This window comes from Rhizobium terrae (assembly GCF_003425685.1).
GTDB classification, from domain to species: Bacteria; Pseudomonadota; Alphaproteobacteria; order Rhizobiales; family Rhizobiaceae; genus Neorhizobium; species Neorhizobium terrae.
The window spans coordinates 373,672-390,491 of record NZ_QJKM01000001.1 but is presented as its reverse complement, the minus strand read 5'-3'; the positions used below and the strand labels follow the sequence as shown (position 1 = coordinate 390,491).

The following is a 16,820-nucleotide window of genomic DNA, read 5'->3' as shown; positions in this document are numbered from 1 at the left end:
GCTGATAGCATGCCGATTTATCTGCAGATCGACGGTATTCAGGGTGACGCAACCCATGAGCAGCATCGGAAGTGGATGGATATCGAAGCCATCCATTGGAACGTCTCCCGCAACATGAACACGTCTGCCGGTTCCGCGGCAAACCGTGAAGCTTCCGAGCCGACCATCTCGGAAGTCATCCTGACAAAGGTCAGCGACTCTTCGTCGACCAAACTTTTCCAGGAAGCGTGCTCCGGCCGCACCGGCAAGCGCACTGTTATCCATCTCGTGACGACCGGTAACCCGGGCGACACGTTTATCGAATATGCGCTCACCAACACCCTGATCGCCAGCTACTCGATCGATTCCAATGGGGATCGCCCGATCGAAACGATCAAGCTGAACTTCACCAAGATGGAAGTGAAGTACACGCCGTATGACGAGAATCATGCGCCGCAGTCGCCGATGATCGCGTCTTACGACCTTTCCACGGCCAAGGCCGCTTGAGGCTTCTCAATATCTGCGGTGCCGGCCTTTTTCGGCCGGCGCCGTTCTCGTGCATCGGGTCACCGTTTCTGCTTGCGCCTGCAGATGAGAAACGCGGTTTTCGCAAACGAGTTGAGAGAACTCTTTCGGCTTTGGACAATGGAGATGATCGTGCCGTCAGCAACCGAACGCCTGAACGATATTCTTCTGGAACTTCCCAAGTACAAGTCCCAATGGCAATTGAACGTCGCCAATCCTTATGTACGCGCCTACGATCTTGCTGTCGAGAATTTCAATCGCGAAACCAAGGCGCAAGCCGAGCGCAACCGACTGGCGGCGGAACTTTTCGTATTCGCCGCATCCATATTGACGGGCAGCGTGATGATGGCGGCGTTCGCGACGACCTCCGTGCGCGTGCTGGCGGGACGCGCGATGCTGAGCATGGTCTGCAACAATAACCTCAACCGCACCTTCGAATTGATGCATGTCGCCGCCAACAACAAGGTCTTGATGTTTGCGCTCGGCGGCATTCTGGACGAAGCCAAGAAACTTGCCAACAAGCAGGTGACGAGCGCGGCGAAGAGTCTCACGGGCAGTGCGCCGATTGCAGCATCTCCGACCGCCCTCAACTATATGACTCGTCTCGACGACTTCATAAATGCCAACCATATCTGCGTGCATAACTTCATCCAGGGCGTGCGGGACGACCAATCGATCAACGAAGCGAACAAATCGAAGCTTGCCGATCTTGCCCGCGGCATCCCGTTCTGCAATCCACCCGCGGGCCGGCGTGTCGATGAGCAGAAGCTGTCGCAGAAGATGGAACTTCTCTTCTACATGACAGCCGTGCTCGACTCCGACAAGCTGGTGACCTACGCGCCGGCAACCGGAGGAACTGTAGGGGGCATGGGCCGGGACGTGGAATACGGCAGGAAGGCGATTCCGCAGATGCCTCGCGCCGGCGACTATCCGAAAGAGATTGCTCCCAAGTTCGTGGGGCGTCCTTTCGTGCCCTATGATCCCGGCCAGCGCATCGAATACGACAATATCGGGTCCGGCATCCGTGATCGCATCAACACGCTCAGCATGCAGACCGGTAACGGGCGGTTCTATCCGGCGCAGAACTTTGCCGAGAAAATCCTGATCGACCCGACCAGCCACGTGCAGATGGTGAAGGCGGAACAGGTCATCAACCGTCTTACGAATGATGCTCGTCCCAGGCAGCTTACCGATGTCCGGATGATCTGAGGGGCTTTGGATGAAGTTGATCGGTTTTTCTTCGTCATCGGTTCGGGCTGACATCGCCTTGTGCCGCCTGCGCAGTATGGGCCTGGCCCTTGCCATGACGGCATCGGCGCCCGCCCTTGCATTGGCTTCCGCCGAGGTCGATGACGCTCTTCTTCAGATAGAGCAGGTCGGTCCACGTCTTTCGTCCATGCCGCTGGTGGCCGAAAATGTGGCGAAGGCCGCAGCCGATCGGGGAAATACCGAGGCTTCAAAGGCGGCCCCCCTGCTCGAACTGGCTGTCAGCGCTTCGTTCGACCCCAAGGACATGCGTGCCGAGATCTCGGATAGGCTGGCGGATATCGATGACGGGACCATCGATCCGGCGGCCTTGGTCAAGGTCGCTGCGGCTTTTGAAGACGGGCGCGAGAAGATCGCCAAGATGTATGAACGCCAGGACCAGGCTGCAGCGAAAGAGATAGAGGCTCGAGTCGCTAGCGCCGATGACGGTCCACGTATCGCCCGGCTGGCGGACCTGATGGCAGCACCGGAACTGGCTGCCGAGACAGCTCTGACGGCCCAGATCATGTACGTCTCGCTGGAGGTGGTTTCCGATGCCGACAGCGCCGAACTGACATCTGCATCTCAAGAGAAACTGAAGGCCGAGATGCGGAATGTGGTCGCATCCCTGCGGGGCAGAACCGAAAACGAAAAGCCGGTGCCCAAGGATGTCGCGCGGATGGAAGAACGGGCGCGACTGACCTTCATTCTCGCCACGCTGTCCACGGAAGATCTTTCAGCTCTCACCGACTTTTACCAAAGTGCAGAAGGTAAAGCAAAACGGCAGGCACTTATCGAAAGTTACAGGCAGGTATCCGACCAGGCCAATACCAAGATGCTTGGAGAGTATTTCTCGGCATTGGCGGATTACCTCAAAACTCATCCCCGACCGCAGCAGCAATAGTTGAGCGCTTCCAAGACGGGACTTTGACGTATGGACGATTTGCAATCCTTCGCCGCCGATTTTATCCAGGCGAGCCGCATTTTGAAGATCGTTTCGCCACTCGGCGAGGACCAGCTGCTGCCGGAGCGCGTGACGATCGAGGAAGGTGTTTCCTCGCTTTTCGAGATCAAGCTGTCGGCGCGAGCCAAGAAGCCGATCGTCAAGCCGGAAGAACTCATCGGCCGGCTGGTGGATGTTTCCGTCGAGGTCTTTCAGGGAGAAGGAGAGGGCGTGCGCCGTCCGTTCAACGGTCTGGTGACGGAGCTCAACGAAGGACCTCCGATCACCCGCGGCCTTCGGTCCTATTCGATGGTGCTGCGTCCTCAGATGTGGCTCCTGTCGCGTCGGACGGACTGCCGCATATGGATGGACAAGACGTCGATCGATATTGTCGAGACCCTTTTCTCAGAACATGGCATTCCCGCTCCCGACGTATCCGGCATCGTCACGCCTCCGCCGTCACAACACTATTCCGTGCAATGGAACGAAACGGATCTTGCCTATCTCACCCGCCGGTTCGAGGAGGATGGGCTTTTCTACTGGTTCTCCCACGAGGATGGAAAGCACAAGCTATACGTGGCCGACAGCGCCAGTTCCTGGCTCGGCGCGTCTCCCGCAGCGCAAGGGGAAGGTCGCGTGCGTCTGGCGCAAGGTTCTTCCGATCGCAATCATATCAACGAATGGAGCCGGCGGTATTCCTATGTGCCAGGCCAGCGGGCCGGCGCCGACTGGAATTTCGAGACGCCTCGCATGGTGCCGGGCACGACGACGCCCTCGCTGGTGCAACTGCCCGAGACGGCCAAGCGCGAGCTCTACGAATATCCAGCACGCATCTCCTCGGTCGCCGAGGCGGAGCGTGCCGAGAAGCTCCGCATGCAGGCGAGCGAAGCCGATCATGACCGGGTCTTCGGCGCTTCGACGTCCCGCATCCTGGAAGCGGGCCGCCGTTTCACGCCTTATGAAGTGGCCCATCCGGACCATGTCTACGAGGAGCACGTGATCGTCAAGGCGACCCACACGGTCGTCGACCGTTCCTATGAGACCAACTCCAACGAGCCGGAATTCCGCAACGAGTTCGAAGCGGTGCCGGCCCGCGTACCGTTGACCCCGCATCGCGGGACGAAGCGGCCGAGGATCGAGGGCACGCAGGTTGCGATCGTCGCCGGTCCGGCGGGAGAGGAGATTCATCCGGACCAGTACGGCCGCATCAAGCTGTGGTTCCCGTGGGATCGCAAGGCAAAGAAGGACGGATCGGACACTTGCTGGGTGCGTGTCGCGCAGAACTGGGCTGGCTCCACCTGGGGCGGCCAGGTCATCCCGCGCATCGGCATGGAAGTCATGGTCGCCTTCGTCGATGGCGATCCCGACCGGCCGCTCGTCACCGGCGTCGTGCCAAACCCGGCAAATTCCGTGCCTTATGACCTGCCGGCCAACAAGACGCGCATGGTCATGCGCTCGAACACCCATAAGGGGACCGGCTTCAACGAGATGTCGTTCGAGGACGATGCCGGCCGGGAGAACATGTTCTTCCATGCGCAGAAGGATCAGACGACCCGCGTGTTGAACGACAGGACGAAGCGGATCGACCGGCATGAGGTGGCGTCGATCGGCGCCAATCGTGCCGTCGAGGTCGGCGGCAACCAGAAGCACGAGATTGGCGGCTCGATGAACACGGTTGTCGGCGGCACCGGGCCGATGGCCATGGCGCTTATGGCAGCAGTGCAGGGACTTTCGGGGCAGACGGCAGGCCTGCTCTCCGCGGCAGGCCAGATCGCCGGAGGGGGCGGTCCGGGCCTTGCTGCGTTCGCCGGTACGGTTGCCTCCTCGGCGCTCGGTTTCCTGAGCGGCAGCGGTCTCGGCAGCCGCGAAGGTGTCGTCGCCGGTCCCAATCCACGTGCTGATGCAGGCACGGCTCTCGCCGGCTCCGGTACCGGCGTTGGAACGGATGCCTCCGGCCTGTTCCCGCTGCCGGGCATCATGAACACGATCGTCGGCTCGTTTCAGTCCACCAGCGTCGGCGTGGCCAAGGCCGAGCAGATCGGCATGAGCAAGGTGACCAATATCGGCCAGACGGAGATGATCAACGTCGGCAAGCAACAGAATGTCACGATCGGCGAGGAGCAGCATATCAGCGTCGGCGTCGCGCAAGGGACGACCGTCGGGGAGAAGATCACCGTCAATGTCGGCAAGCTCTACAATCTCGTCTCCGGTGAGAAATATCACGGCGAAGCGAAGGTCTGGGAGATTTATGGCGACGATTCAATTCTCCTATCCGCGCCCGGTGGCTATATCGAGATCAACAAGACCGGCATCCGGATCAGAGGTCTGAAGGTCGATATCGAAGGCAATCAGATCAACTTCAAACGCGGCGGCCCCGGCGAAGGCGCATCCTGCCTGAGGCAGATGGCGAAATCCTCCACACCATTCGTCAAGGGGTGACCACGGTGGCAGCCCCTGGTCATCTCAAACAGAGCCTGCTGGAATCCGGCAACCCGGTGCTTGCCGTGGTCGACGGCGCGCAGTTCGATGATCTGCCCCGGGACCTGCTGGGCATCGGTTTCTTTCATAAGGCCCTTTATCTGGATCGAGGCGACGGAAACCGTGATCGCGTGGCGACCGCGCCGCAGCTCGTGTGGCTCGATCGCCGAGCTGGCAACGGGCCCCCGGGCACTGTCGCAGTCGACGGGCCGCCGGATCCCCAGATCCTGCAACGCCTGCTGATGTTCGTCGGCGCGCGCCCGGCGGCCGTGTTCTGGGAATGTGAAGCAGGTGGAGAGGCACTTTATCGCCATCTGCGCGCCATCAACATGGTGCGCATTCCCAGGCACGCCATTCCGGAAAATCCGTTCGCGACCAGTGTGCCGGCAACGGAAACTCATGGTGCGGTGCTGTTTCGCCACGCCGACGCAAATGTCATGGCGCAGGTTCTTCCGGCACTGAATACGGTGCAGATCACACGGGTCCTGGGGCCGGCAAACGCGGTTCTTTTTGCGCCCGATGCCGATTGGACTGATGGCGCAAAGGCCATTGTTATCAATCGGCCCCGAAATCCGCCGCCGGTCCCAGCCGGCATGTTGCAGCTCGAAGACTGGAACATGTCGCTGATCGACGCGGCGCGCACGGCGATGATGCGCAAGCAAGCGATCGGCGAACTTGCCGACCGCGACCCCGACAAGAGCGTCAGGGTCGGCGAAGCCTTCGACCGGGCGTCGACCTATGGATTGGGGGCGAAGGATCACATCTGGAGCTTTATCGAACTTGATCTCCTCCATGGCCGGTCTTTCGAGCGAAGCCCGCGCTTTCGGGCGGTGCTTGAGCATCTCGAAGACGAACAGTTGACGCCCGCCGTGAAAATCCAGTGGGCCCAGCGGGAAACGACAGTGATCGCGAAGGGAGGAATGCAGTGACGACGGCTTGCGCCACGTGCCCCAGCGAGTGTGGAACCGGGCTGCCGAAGGCAAGGAACCCGGATCCGGTCAAGGCCGCGCTCTGCGTCATCTTCTGCGAGGTCCGCAAGGAATTCTGCGAAGGGAAGCACAAGGGCAAGAAGAAATCGGCAGTCGCCCAGGAAAAGGCCGGCAAATCTAACCTGTTGAAACGGGCGATCACCGGGAAATACGGAAAGGGAGCCGTGGCGGCGCTCGAAAAGATGCGGATGGTGCCGTTCAAGAATGCGCCCAAGCATTGGGGTAGATCGCCGATGTCGCGAAGCGCCATCAACCGGCATCTGAAGCCCCTGCGCGACCAGTTGATGAAGAAGGTCGGTCAGACCATCACCCGCAAGGCCGTGCAGAAGGCAGCGACCGGCTGGATGAAGCTCGTGCCGATCCTGAACGTCCTTTCGACGGCCTACGACGTCTACGACATCGCGACGACCGGTTATGACCTCTACAAATCGGTCAACGAAGCGCTGAACCGCTATCAGGGGGATGTCTACCGGGTCAGGCCGGACGTCGCCATCGAGGGCGCCGATGGAGCTTTGAAGGATATCTATGATTTCAAGTTCGACGGCGACCAATGGCAGCCGGGACAAACCGAACTTTATAACGAGGCGCTCGAACAATCGGGCAAATCGAATCCGAACGTCCAGCGTGATGGCGAAGTCAGCCAGAATACCTGTAAGTGTGATGGCAAGGCGAAAGCCGATGCCCTCCCGAATGTATCTTGAATGGTGATCTGATGTGGCAGGATGATCCTCTCTTTCACGACGGACTGGACGACAGCTGGAATATCGAGGCCTTTTCCACGCCGGCTTTCCGCTTATGCGGCATCGCGCCCGTGCGTCAGGCGCATCCTTTCGATCACATGGATGCCTATCGGGAACTGTTCGACATTTTCCGCCCGACGATCGAGCAGCGAGCCGAGCGTCTCTTGATGATCGAGAAGCCCGGCGCGCGCGAACGGCGCCGCAAGACGATCAAGCCGGAGGACTTCCAGCCCTTCGATCACATGAAGTCGGTCATTCCGAACGACGACGGGTTCTTCATCGGCTTCCAGTTCCAGTCGGGATCCGTTGATCTCGGGACGGGCGATGCAAGCGAGAACATCTTCGATCGCGGGCCGACGAAATTCCATTTCTGGGTCGGCGGCGTCATTCAACTGGATATAAGCGTTTCCGTCGAGGACTGGAAGGCAGGAGTGCTCGACGTCGAACGGCTGAAGGCGGTTCTGCTGCGGCTGCCGCTTGGCTCGGCAATGGGTGGCTATGGCCTTTCGCTTTCAGAGGATTTCGGCAATCAGAGCGGCGACAGACTGCTGCCGATCGCCCACAGATTTCCGGCACTCGACCTCTCGAAAATCCGTTATCGCGCATGGTCGGCAAATCGCGAACATGACCTCGGCACCTACTGGATCGCCGGCATCAACTGGCTGACATTCGTCGGAGAACCCTTTCTGGCGGCCTTGGGCGGCGCCGATGCGATCACCAGGGGTCTTCCTGCCGGTATCATCCTGCAGCAAAGCGAATGTGGCGTGCTCTTCCAGCTCGGCGATCGGCCGATAACCGGGGAGAAGGGGCAGGATGACGATCTGCTTCCGCTCTATCACGCGTTGGGAGAGCGGCTGAAGCCGAAGGACAACGGGCATCCAAGCGCAAAACACCCGCGCGTCGAGATTTTCGGACCGGAACTCGCGAAGGAAAGCCTGCTCTGGGAACGGCGCTTCTATGACGGCGATTGGTTCAAAGGGAGCGCTGCATGAGCCGAGAGCTACATTTCCCGGTGGAAATCAGATCGAATAGCGGAAAGCCCCGCCTGCGCGTCTCGATCGCGCCGGACTATTCCGCGGCAGATATGTTTCGCTCCGCCATTCCCGCGGACACCGTCCTGCCTGCGCTCGATATATTCGCCGCGATATCGGGAGAGGTGCCTGCGAGGGGAGGCGTGACGACATCCGGGAGCGAGATCGTTTTCGACCTGCCGTCTCACGTGGCGGCCGATGCCTGGAAGGTCGCCGTTCTCGTCAATCTGATCGACTATGCGACCGCCGCCGACGGCGATATGGAAACGCGCCTCGTGGACAAGGTGACCGTCGAAGCCTCGGCTCTGGGAAGCATCGACTTTCCCGCATTGCAAGCAGCACTCGAAGCCCGCAAGGAGGCCGCCCGCGAAGAGATGACGGCGCGCCTTCCGGCAGACATGGAGGTCCATCCCGATCTCGGCCGGATCTGGCCGGCGGATGCCGTCGAGTTCTTTATCAAGGTCGTGATGAAGTTCTCACGAACGCTCCAGGAAGCGGAGAAGGCGTCGGTGCACGCATCGCTGGAGAGCCTGGACAGCCTCGTCGCGTGGAGCGGTTTCGAGACGGAGCGTAATCCCGAGCAATGGCTTGAGAATTCCTGGGTGCCTTATCCGGTCGAGATCGCGGTGGAAGCCGCGACCGCCGAGTATAGCGTCGAAATGGCCCCGTCGGATATTTCGCTCGTCTTTGTTCTCTTCCGCGAGGCGTTGGAGAAATCGCTGGATGTCGACATCGCGGCCTGGGATTTCGAATTCCGGGAAGGATTTTGAATACGACAGGCCGAGGAGGTGAAAAATGCCAGGCAGTCCCGTCACTCTCAAGGGTCACATGCATGTCTGCCCGATGGTCGATCCGGGGCCCAAGCCGCATGTGGGCGGTCCAGTTTCGTCGACGGGCCAGAGCTTCGTGTGCGTCGAAGGCGTTCCGATCGCCACCGTCACGGACAAATGCACCTGCACGGGCGTGCTGACCACGGCCGGCATCACCGGCGGATCGTCGATCGCGAACATCAATGGAAAGAAGATCGCCAGGTTCGGAGATGCGTGCGAGCACGGCGGGCGGTTGGTGCAGGGCGTGGCCTGGCTGACCTTCGAATGAAATCGGGAAATCCATTCCAAACGGCGCGTCGGAAGGATGTTTCATGGACGTGACTGAGCAGCTGAAAAAAGCGTTGCTGTTATCCGACAGACCGCTGTTCGCCGTGCTGGACGGCGCGCAGTTCGAGGATTTGCCCGGTACTCTCTTCGGGGGCAACTTTGTTCATCGCGCGCTCTATCTGGATCGCGGTGACGGAAATCAGGAGCGGGTCGCCACCGCGCCCCAGCTGATCTGGCTCGATCGGCAGAGGACTGGCGGACCGGTCGCGGACGAAGAAGCGTCCGCTCCTCCAAACCCCGAGTTTGTCGAGAGATTGCTCGCTGTTATCGATGCCATGCCCGCTGCCGTATTCTGGCAGTGCAGCGCGGGCGGAGAGGTACTTTATCGCCATTTGCGGACGATCAACATGGTCCTGGTTCCTCACGATACCGAAACCGATCATGGCAGATCCTACGAGGCCTCGCCTCTGCCGCCCGAGGACAAGCCGGAAACGTCGGCCGAGCGATCCGATTACACTGCGGTCCTGTTTCGCCATGCCGACGCCAATGTGATGGCGCAGGTGCTGCCGTCGCTGAACCCGGCCCAGTTCTCAAGGCTGCTAGGCCCCGCGGACGCGTTGCTGTTTTCCCCCGATCCGATCTGGACCGAAGATGGCGGAATCAAAGGAGCCAAGCGGACGTCCGACCTGCCGGCCCCCCGATCGGGGATGTTGAGACTTGAAGACCATAACATCCGGGCGATCGGGGAGCGGCGGAATGCGGCGGCTGCCAACAAGGTCGCGGATTATTTGCGCAAGGTCGCACCCGCCCGTGTTTCCGAGATCGAAGACGATAAGCTCCGCCAGTTCGCTTCGCGCTCCATCCGCGAATCGAGCGGCTTCGGCGTGGAGACGGACGCCGGCCATTGCCGCTGGGCATACATGTCGCTGGTAACCTCCGGTCAACTGGGGCGCAATCCCGCGGTCCGCGAGGCGATGCAGGCCGATGCCCCCGGTTACAGCGCCGATATGCGCGTCGCCATGCTTATGCGGCATTCGTTGGCCGCCCTGAAGCAGCAAGCCATCCGGGAGGAACGGTAAGATGCCGCTCGCTGCCCTTCCCCTTATTCCGCCGGCTCTTGTCGCATTGGGCGAGGCGGCGCTGTTCGTCGGTTCCGCAGCCGCTGCGGCTTTCGGAATCCACTACGCGGTAAACGAGATGTCGCGGGCCGATAGTGAACCGGAGAATCGCCCCGCAACGAAAAGCACGGCGATTACCTGCGCCACATGCGCTCAAAATCCCTGTGCCCACCTGGCCTGTGGCGCTCCCGGCCCATATCGCGGCGGCGCTCATGGCTGCGTCGGCCTTCCGGAAAACAAGACGGGTACTTCGGGCACCATCCACAGCCATCACACGCCGGCCGATCATTACTCCCCGTTGCCGCGTCCCGTAGGTCCCGCAATCCAGATGGACGCCAACGACCACTATGCGACATCGTCTTACGGCAGTAAGGTTCACGGTGCGCCCTATGCCGTCCAACGGGGCATGCTTGCGCGCGGGCAGACGATGCAGGCAATCCTGATGGATGCGCAAGAGGTCAGAGCCATCGCCGCGCGCAGCGGAGACCCCACAAAATACGATGCTGCCATCCAGCAGATGCTTGCTTACGCAAACTGCCTGAGGCAACACGGTATCATCAGATAGAAGGTTAGTTCCATGGATAATGAATGGACGATCAGGCCGAAAATCGGATTTGGGCTCATTTCCTTCGGTATGACGGTCGAGGGCGTGGCGGGCGTGAGCTCGGTCTATGGTCCGCTTGATACGGTGACCGAGGATGCCGACCTGTCGGCGGGACTGGACGATACTTTCGCGCTCTTCAGCCAGTTCGCGACGGAAGAGGATCTCGCGGCTGTCAGAGCCGCGGTCGAGGAGAAGGCGGGCCAACAGGGACGGCAGGAAATCTACAATGGCGGACGTGTATTCGTCATGTACGAGGCGGGACGCGTGGCATCGGTCATGACGTCGGTCCGGGAGAACCGCACCAACCTCAACGACACTCTACTGTTCGATCTGCCGGCCGTTGACGCGCTGAAATTGCTTGAAAGAGCCAATGGCGCGCCCGGACGCTATCGCTCGACGGGTGCCGCCTTCGACAATATCGCGGTGACTACGGATGCATTCAGTATCGTGACGCGCGGCCAGGTCACACCGCTTGCCGCTTCCGACGAGCGTTTCGCGGAACGGACGATCGAGGCACAGGCTGATGCCTACAATCCGCCGGAAGAGGCAGAAAGCTGGATTATCCACTCCTTCCTGTAAAAACATAGGCGGTGGATTTCACGAGGCATTCGGCAGACGACCAGTCCGCCTGTTGTCGGTCCGGAATGTTGGAAAATGTGGCCGGTCCGGCCGGCAGGCTTACCGTACACGCCCGTTCCCTCTACACCATGCTCCGACGGGTGCGGAGGTCGTTGGATCTATTCGGAGGGCTTGTCGAAGCGCCGATCGATGTAGCTCATCCAGTCGCGCAGGTTCCCGAAGAGGACCGCCAGATCATATTTCCATTCGAGGAGGAGCAGGTTCCAGCTCATGCCTTCCGGAGCGGTGCCCCGTCGCGCGAGCTGTTCATAGAGGAAATCCATTTTCGCGGTGTGCGAGGAGAGGAGAGAGGGGCTGTTGTCAGCCCAAACATCTGCCGCGGAGGCAGCGCGGGGATTGGTGTCGAGAAGTTCTCTTGTGTCGATCATAACAAATCCTCCCTCGGATAGCAGGAACCGACAGGCGGTGAAGAGGCTGGCAAGCCCATCATCTCCACAATAACAATATATGTCGTGCGCCGATATAAATTCAAGAAAGCGGGCAGGCGATCGGCATGATAGGTTCCGATGGTTCTTTGCGGGGGTAGACATGGCCATTCTTACGACAGCCGCAGCGGTGATCGCTGTTCTGGGCGCGGTGCCGAATTTGCCGGGCATAAACGTTTCGGACATCGCCGAGCGACTCGATTGCACGAGTGCCGTTCGACAGGTCGTCCAGGAAACCGGCGGGCGGCTGCTCTCGGTTCGCAGCCATGGCGGTCAGTGCGTCATCAATATTCTCGTCCAGCGCGCCAATGAGCGGCCCCGCAAGATCATCATCCGGGCCGATCCCCGACAGGAACGCATGGCCGGCGACAGCCCTGCCGCGCCGGGATATTGGCGTGCCGAAGCTGGCTGATTCGAATCGATGCGCCGCCAATCGTGAAGGGTCCCTCCGGAGATCGACGAGCGAAAATCGATCTTCTCCCTGGCCTCCGCGATCGATGCAGCCGTTGCGCAGATCAAAGTGCCAGAAAGCGGATTCCTTTCTCTCATCCCGCCGATAACCGTGTTCAACGCCGGAAGCAGGGAACGGTCGATATTGCCGGATAAATATATCGAAGCCTGCGGATTGCAATGGAACGGTTTTTTAGCAAGAATTGAATTAGCATCCGTTGGGAGGAGCCCAATGCACGAACATTCCGCGCATGCGGATCAGGTCTATGCGTCCGCGCAGTCTGCCGCGGCGAGCTCGGCTGTCGTCGCATCCTGGCGCCGTTGCATGACGATGCATCGTCTGGCGCCCGAGGAAAAGCGGCTGCCCGTCCGCCTGACCGAGCAGGAATTCCGGGCTGCCCGCGAACAGTCGGAAAGGCTGGTCGCGGAAGCGGCCGACGAACTCGACCGCCTGTTTCTGACCATAGGCAAGGCTGGTTGCTGCCTGCTGCTGACCGATCGGGAAGGCATAGCGCTGGAACGGCGCGGCACGTCCGGCGACGACAAGGATTTCCGCGACCTGGGCCTATGGACCGGTACGGTCTGGACCGAGGCCAGCATAGGCACGAACGGTATCGGCACCGCCCTTGCAGACGAGCGGGCGGTCGCGATCATCCGCGACCAGCATTTCTTCTCGTCCAACATCGACCTGAGCTGCACCACGGCACCGATTCGCGATCATCGCGGCCGGCTCGCCGGCGCGCTCGACGTCTCCACCTGCCGGGAAGATATGACCGAGGTGACCCTGGCGATCCTCTCCCAGACCGTCAGGGAAGCGGCTGCGCGCATTGAGGTCAATCTCTTCCGAAGCGCATTTGCCGGTGCTCGTTTTGTAATGGTGCCTACCGAGACGGGAGCTACGTCGGCGTTACTCGCTGTCGACCGGAACGATATCGTGCTCGGGGCGACGCGGGCTGCGCGGCTGGCGCTGAGGCTGGATGACCAGTGCATAGCCGCAGGCATTCCGGCAGCCGATGCGCTGCAGGAGAACCGCGCCGGCAGCAGCGCGGATCTTCGGGAAGCCGAACGCGCCGCGCTTCTCCGCGCGCTGTCGCGCGCCAACGGCAATGTCTCGCAGGCCGCCGTGGCGCTTGGCATGAGCCGTGCCACGCTGCATCGCAAAATGAATAAGTTCGGTTTGCACTGACCGCCGGAAAGTGTCGCAAAGTTGCGACACTGTGCGCTGCGATATAGATCGGCGGCTCTGTCTTCGGCGTACGAATATGCGCACTTTCCTTCCCATCGGGTTTGCTCCGGAACTATATCCACGGGAGGATGACATGCTGCATCAGAAAATCATCGAATCGCCGTTCAAGCTGAAATACGGCAACTATATCGGAGGCGAGTGGCGCGAGCCTCTCGGCGGCAGGTATTTCGACAACCTGACGCCCGTGACCGGCGGCAAGATCTGCGAAATCCCCCGTTCCGACGAGCGGGATATCAATGCGGCGCTCGATGCCGCCCATGCCGCCAAGGACAAGTGGGGCAGGATGTCCGCCGCCGACCGCTCCAACATCCTCATGAAGATCGCCCAGCGGATGGAAGACAAGCTGGAAGTGCTCGCCCAGGCCGAGACCTGGGACAACGGCAAGCCGATCCGCGAGACCATGGCGGCGGATATTCCGCTCGCCATCGACCACTTCCGATATTTTGCTGCTTGCATCCGTGCCCAGGAAGGCTCGATCGGCGAGATCGACCACGATACCGTCGCCTATCACTTCCATGAGCCTCTCGGCGTCGTCGGTCAGATCATTCCATGGAATTTCCCGATCCTGATGGCGGCCTGGAAGCTGGCGCCGGCCCTTGCCGCCGGCAATTGCGTCGTCATCAAGCCGGCGGAGCAGACGCCTGCCTCGTTGCTCGTCTGGGCCGAGATCATCGGTGATCTCCTGCCCCCGGGCGTGCTCAACATCGTCAACGGCTTCGGCCTTGAAGCCGGCAAGCCGCTCGCCACCAGCAACCGCATCGCCAAGATCGCGTTCACCGGCGAGACGACGACCGGCCGGCTGATCATGCAATATGCCAGCCAGAACCTGATCCCCGTGACGCTGGAACTCGGCGGCAAGTCGCCGAACATTTTCTTTGCCGACGTGATGGCCGAGGATGACGATTTCCTCGACAAGGCGCTCGAAGGGTTTGCAATGTTCGCCCTGAACCAGGGCGAAGTCTGCACCTGCCCAAGCCGTGCGCTCGTTCAGGAATCGATCTACGATCGGTTCATGGAAAAGGCCGTCAAGCGCGTCGAGGCGATCCGCCAAGGCAATCCGCTCGACACGGAAACCATGATCGGCGCTCAGGCTTCCGGCGAACAGATGGAGAAGATCCTTTCCTACCTCGACATTGGCCGCCAGGAAGGTGCCGAGGTCCTGACCGGCGGGACGCGCAACGATCTCGGCGGCGAACTTTCGAACGGCTATTACATCAAGCCGACGATCTTCAAAGGCCACAACAAGATGCGCATCTTTCAGGAGGAGATTTTCGGGCCGGTGGTTTCGGTGACGACCTTCAAGGATGAGAAGGAAGCGCTCGAAATCGCCAACGACACGCTCTATGGCCTCGGAGCCGGTATATGGACCCGCGACGGCAACCGCGCCTACCGCTTCGGCCGGGAAATCCAGGCCGGCCGCGTGTGGACGAATTGCTACCATGCCTATCCGGCGCACGCCGCATTCGGCGGTTACAAGCAGTCCGGCATCGGCCGCGAGACGCACAAGATGATGCTCGATCACTACCAGCAGACCAAGAACATGCTGGTCAGCTACAGCCCCAAGGCACTCGGCTTCTTCTGATCGTCCAGCATACAAGCCGTGGAAGGCTCCCGGCGGCGACCGGGAGCTTTGACTATTGTGCCGAGGGGAGCAGGACCGTGGACGAAACGAATGGTGCATCTCGCGTTCTTGCGACCGAGAAGGCGCTCGAATTCATCCGGGAGATCCAAGCGGACCATCCCGACATCCTGTTTCATCAGTCGGGCGGCTGCTGCGACGGTTCTTCGCCGATGTGTTATCCGGCCGGCGAATTCATGGTGGGAGATCATGACGTGAAGCTCGGCGAGGTCGGCGGCGTGCCGGTCTATATCGGCGGCAGTCAGTTCGAAGCCTGGAAGCACACCCAGCTCATCATCGATGTCGTGCCCGGCCGCGGCGGAATGTTCTCGCTGGACAACGGGCGCGAGAAGAGGTTCCTCACCCGGTCGCGCCTCTTCGGCGGCGAAGCTGATATCGAATGCGCCCTATCCGCTCGTGATTGATATCGCCGCGGGCAGGGCGAGCGGCATCTGCCGAAGGGGTTCGGAGGTCGGCAGTCAGGGGGCGATTCTCATCCGCGTGACTGCAAGGCGGCGATCAGGGGAATCCGGGTCGCGGCAATAGCCGGCAGAGCTCCGCCGAGCGCACCGACCAAAAGACCGAGCAGAGCCGAATTTAACATGACGCCACCGGTTACCGTCAGCTGGAAGGCCATGGTCGCGTTGTTGGCGCCGATCGTGCTCGCCTGCCATCCGTTGAAGATCAGCCAGGCAAGGGCGAGGCCGCAAAGGACACCGACGGCTGCGATCAGCATCGCTTCAACCCAGGTTCCCAGAAATGCCGACAGTCGGCTGAAGCCAAGGGTGCGGACCGTTGCTATGTCGACAATCCGATCCGAGACCGAATTCATCATCGTGTTGAGGGCGCCGGCTGTTGCTCCAACGGCCATCAGAAGGGCAAGCGGCCATCCGAACAATCTGATCAAGTTCGCGGTGCGATCCGACTGCGCGGCATAGAGATCTGCTTCGGATACGCCGACCAGCGGTATCCCCGTGATGGTCGCGAGTTTGGCGCGCAGAACGGAAAGAGCTGCCGGCTCGGTCAGCCGGACCCGCAGGCTTTGAACCTGTCCCTGCCGGTCGAATGCCGCGCGCGTAGCATCGAAGTCGGCCCAGAGTTCGGATTCGAACGCGCTGCCCTGTGCCGAGAAATGCCCGACAACCGTCCATTCGCTTTCGCCCAAGCGAATGGTATCGCCCACATTGAAACCCAGTTCACGGGCCAGACGGTCGCCCACGACGATTTCGCGTGAGCCGGGCGTAAAGAGACGTCCGGCCGACAAGGAGATATTGTCTCGTATCCCGGGGCCGGCCGCCTCCATGCCGCGCAGGGCCAGTGTTCGATTTGTCCCCGCGTCACCGGATTTCACGTCGACCGCTACAACGATTTCGCGAGACGACCTGATCATGCCCGTGGCATCGCGGACGATCCCGATGTCACCTGTCATGGCGTTCAGAGTGCGGATGATCGAAGACGGCACTTCGGAGCCGGTCTCCTGATTGGTGCCTCCGCCGAGGACGACGCCGACGGTTTGCGACCCGGCGCTTTGCAAGGCCGTTTCGAACCCCTTGGCCATCGACAGGAAACCCGCCAGCACGCAGACCACAAGTGCCACGGAAAAGACCATCGACAGGGAAACGGAGATGCGGCGCGGCAAACTGAGCAGGCTCGCCGTGATCATGGCAAATGCCTGTTTTGTATTGGATGACAT

Annotated in this window: 18 protein-coding genes; 16 read left to right on the top strand and 2 right to left on the bottom strand. The window is 60.8% G+C overall.

Translation table 11 applies throughout. The features are described from left to right. Positions 1-9 precede the first annotated feature (9 nt). From DMO26_RS01700 to DMO26_RS01645, 12 genes are all read left to right on the top strand, one after another. Positions 10-486, top strand: a complete 477-nt coding sequence (locus DMO26_RS01700; RefSeq protein ID WP_117190275.1) for an Hcp family type VI secretion system effector — start codon at positions 10-12, stop codon at positions 484-486. A gap of 150 nt (positions 487-636) precedes the next feature. Then, positions 637-1,713: a hypothetical protein gene (locus tag DMO26_RS01695; protein WP_117190521.1), complete on the top strand. Its 1,077-nt coding sequence runs from the start codon at positions 637-639 to the stop codon at positions 1,711-1,713. Between the two features lie 10 nt (positions 1,714-1,723). After that, positions 1,724-2,653, top strand: coding sequence for a hypothetical protein (locus DMO26_RS01690; protein ID WP_117190274.1), 930 nt, complete (start codon positions 1,724-1,726; stop codon positions 2,651-2,653). A 30-nt stretch (positions 2,654-2,683) separates the two neighbouring features. Further along, positions 2,684-5,131: a type VI secretion system tip protein TssI/VgrG gene (gene tssI / locus DMO26_RS01685; RefSeq protein ID WP_117190273.1), complete on the top strand. Its 2,448-nt coding sequence runs from the start codon at positions 2,684-2,686 to the stop codon at positions 5,129-5,131. A 5-nt stretch (positions 5,132-5,136) separates the two neighbouring features. Further along, the gene (locus DMO26_RS01680; RefSeq protein WP_162894665.1) at positions 5,137-6,099 is read left to right on the top strand and encodes a DUF4123 domain-containing protein; all 963 of its coding nucleotides are present in this window, start codon (positions 5,137-5,139) and stop codon (positions 6,097-6,099) included. After that, positions 6,096-6,860, top strand: a complete 765-nt coding sequence (locus tag DMO26_RS01675; RefSeq protein ID WP_117190271.1) for a hypothetical protein — start codon at positions 6,096-6,098, stop codon at positions 6,858-6,860. Before DMO26_RS01680 ends, DMO26_RS01675 begins: the two co-directional genes overlap by 4 nt. Then, positions 6,857-7,891 (top strand): type VI immunity family protein, encoded by a 1,035-nt coding sequence (locus DMO26_RS01670; protein ID WP_117190270.1) that lies wholly within the window; start codon positions 6,857-6,859, stop codon positions 7,889-7,891. The genes DMO26_RS01675 and DMO26_RS01670 overlap by 4 nt, the downstream gene beginning before the upstream one ends. After that, a complete protein-coding gene (locus DMO26_RS01665) occupies positions 7,888-8,700 on the top strand; it encodes a hypothetical protein (RefSeq protein WP_117190269.1) in 813 nt (270 codons plus the stop codon). Before DMO26_RS01670 ends, DMO26_RS01665 begins: the two co-directional genes overlap by 4 nt. Before the next feature lie 25 nt (positions 8,701-8,725). Continuing rightward, a complete protein-coding gene (locus DMO26_RS01660) occupies positions 8,726-9,028 on the top strand; it encodes a PAAR domain-containing protein (RefSeq protein ID WP_117190268.1) in 303 nt (100 codons plus the stop codon). A 43-nt stretch (positions 9,029-9,071) separates the two neighbouring features. Then, on the top strand, positions 9,072-10,106 hold the full coding sequence (locus tag DMO26_RS01655) for a DUF4123 domain-containing protein (protein WP_117190267.1): 1,035 nt from the start codon (positions 9,072-9,074) through the stop codon (positions 10,104-10,106). 1 nt (position 10,107) lies between these two features. Next, the gene (locus DMO26_RS01650; RefSeq protein WP_117190266.1) at positions 10,108-10,710 is read left to right on the top strand and encodes a hypothetical protein; all 603 of its coding nucleotides are present in this window, start codon (positions 10,108-10,110) and stop codon (positions 10,708-10,710) included. 12 nt (positions 10,711-10,722) lie between these two features. Beyond that, positions 10,723-11,328, top strand: coding sequence for a hypothetical protein (locus tag DMO26_RS01645; protein ID WP_117190265.1), 606 nt, complete (start codon positions 10,723-10,725; stop codon positions 11,326-11,328). A 158-nt stretch (positions 11,329-11,486) separates the two neighbouring features. Here the strand turns inward: DMO26_RS01645 and DMO26_RS01640 are convergent, their stop codons facing one another. After that, positions 11,487-11,756 carry a hypothetical protein gene (locus DMO26_RS01640; protein ID WP_117190264.1) on the bottom strand — a complete coding sequence of 90 codons (270 nt, stop codon included), beginning with the start codon at positions 11,754-11,756 and terminating at the stop codon, positions 11,487-11,489. 160 nt (positions 11,757-11,916) lie between these two features. Here DMO26_RS01640 and DMO26_RS01635 point away from each other — a divergent pair, with 160 nt between their 5' ends. From DMO26_RS01635 to DMO26_RS01620, 4 genes are all read left to right on the top strand, one after another. Beyond that, positions 11,917-12,225, top strand: a complete 309-nt coding sequence (locus DMO26_RS01635; RefSeq protein ID WP_117190263.1) for a hypothetical protein — start codon at positions 11,917-11,919, stop codon at positions 12,223-12,225. A gap of 270 nt (positions 12,226-12,495) precedes the next feature. Next, the gene (locus tag DMO26_RS01630; RefSeq protein WP_117190262.1) at positions 12,496-13,449 is read left to right on the top strand and encodes a helix-turn-helix domain-containing protein; all 954 of its coding nucleotides are present in this window, start codon (positions 12,496-12,498) and stop codon (positions 13,447-13,449) included. Between the two features lie 133 nt (positions 13,450-13,582). Continuing rightward, complete coding sequence (adh, locus tag DMO26_RS01625) at positions 13,583-15,091, top strand: aldehyde dehydrogenase (RefSeq protein WP_117190261.1); 1,509 nt, start codon at positions 13,583-13,585, stop codon at positions 15,089-15,091. A 77-nt stretch (positions 15,092-15,168) separates the two neighbouring features. Then, positions 15,169-15,552 (top strand): DUF779 domain-containing protein, encoded by a 384-nt coding sequence (locus DMO26_RS01620; protein WP_117190260.1) that lies wholly within the window; start codon positions 15,169-15,171, stop codon positions 15,550-15,552. 68 nt (positions 15,553-15,620) lie between these two features. Here DMO26_RS01620 and DMO26_RS01615 read toward each other — a convergent pair whose 3' ends face one another. Further along, the gene (locus DMO26_RS01615) at positions 15,621-16,820 is read right to left on the bottom strand and encodes an ABC transporter permease (RefSeq protein WP_117190259.1); all 1,200 of its coding nucleotides are present in this window, start codon (positions 16,818-16,820) and stop codon (positions 15,621-15,623) included.

Bases quoted from the DNA above. Each gene is read 5' to 3' on its own strand.
- DMO26_RS01700 (WP_117190275.1), top strand. From the start codon at position 10: ATGCCGATTTATCTGCAGATCGACGGTATTCAGGGTGACGCAACCCAT.
- DMO26_RS01690 (WP_117190274.1), top strand. From the start codon at position 1,724: ATGAAGTTGATCGGTTTTTCTTCGTCATCGGTTCGGGCTGACATCGCC.
- tssI (WP_117190273.1), top strand. From the start codon at position 2,684: ATGGACGATTTGCAATCCTTCGCCGCCGATTTTATCCAGGCGAGCCGC.
- DMO26_RS01665 (WP_117190269.1), top strand. From the start codon at position 7,888: ATGAGCCGAGAGCTACATTTCCCGGTGGAAATCAGATCGAATAGCGGA.
- DMO26_RS01660 (WP_117190268.1), top strand. From the start codon at position 8,726: ATGCCAGGCAGTCCCGTCACTCTCAAGGGTCACATGCATGTCTGCCCG.
- DMO26_RS01655 (WP_117190267.1), top strand. From the start codon at position 9,072: ATGGACGTGACTGAGCAGCTGAAAAAAGCGTTGCTGTTATCCGACAGA.
- DMO26_RS01650 (WP_117190266.1), top strand. From the start codon at position 10,108: ATGCCGCTCGCTGCCCTTCCCCTTATTCCGCCGGCTCTTGTCGCATTG.
- DMO26_RS01645 (WP_117190265.1), top strand. From the start codon at position 10,723: ATGGATAATGAATGGACGATCAGGCCGAAAATCGGATTTGGGCTCATT.
- DMO26_RS01640 (WP_117190264.1), bottom strand. From the start codon at position 11,756: ATGATCGACACAAGAGAACTTCTCGACACCAATCCCCGCGCTGCCTCC.
- DMO26_RS01635 (WP_117190263.1), top strand. From the start codon at position 11,917: ATGGCCATTCTTACGACAGCCGCAGCGGTGATCGCTGTTCTGGGCGCG.
- DMO26_RS01630 (WP_117190262.1), top strand. From the start codon at position 12,496: ATGCACGAACATTCCGCGCATGCGGATCAGGTCTATGCGTCCGCGCAG.
- adh (WP_117190261.1), top strand. From the start codon at position 13,583: ATGCTGCATCAGAAAATCATCGAATCGCCGTTCAAGCTGAAATACGGC.
- DMO26_RS01615 (WP_117190259.1), bottom strand. From the start codon at position 16,820: ATGTCATCCAATACAAAACAGGCATTTGCCATGATCACGGCGAGCCTG.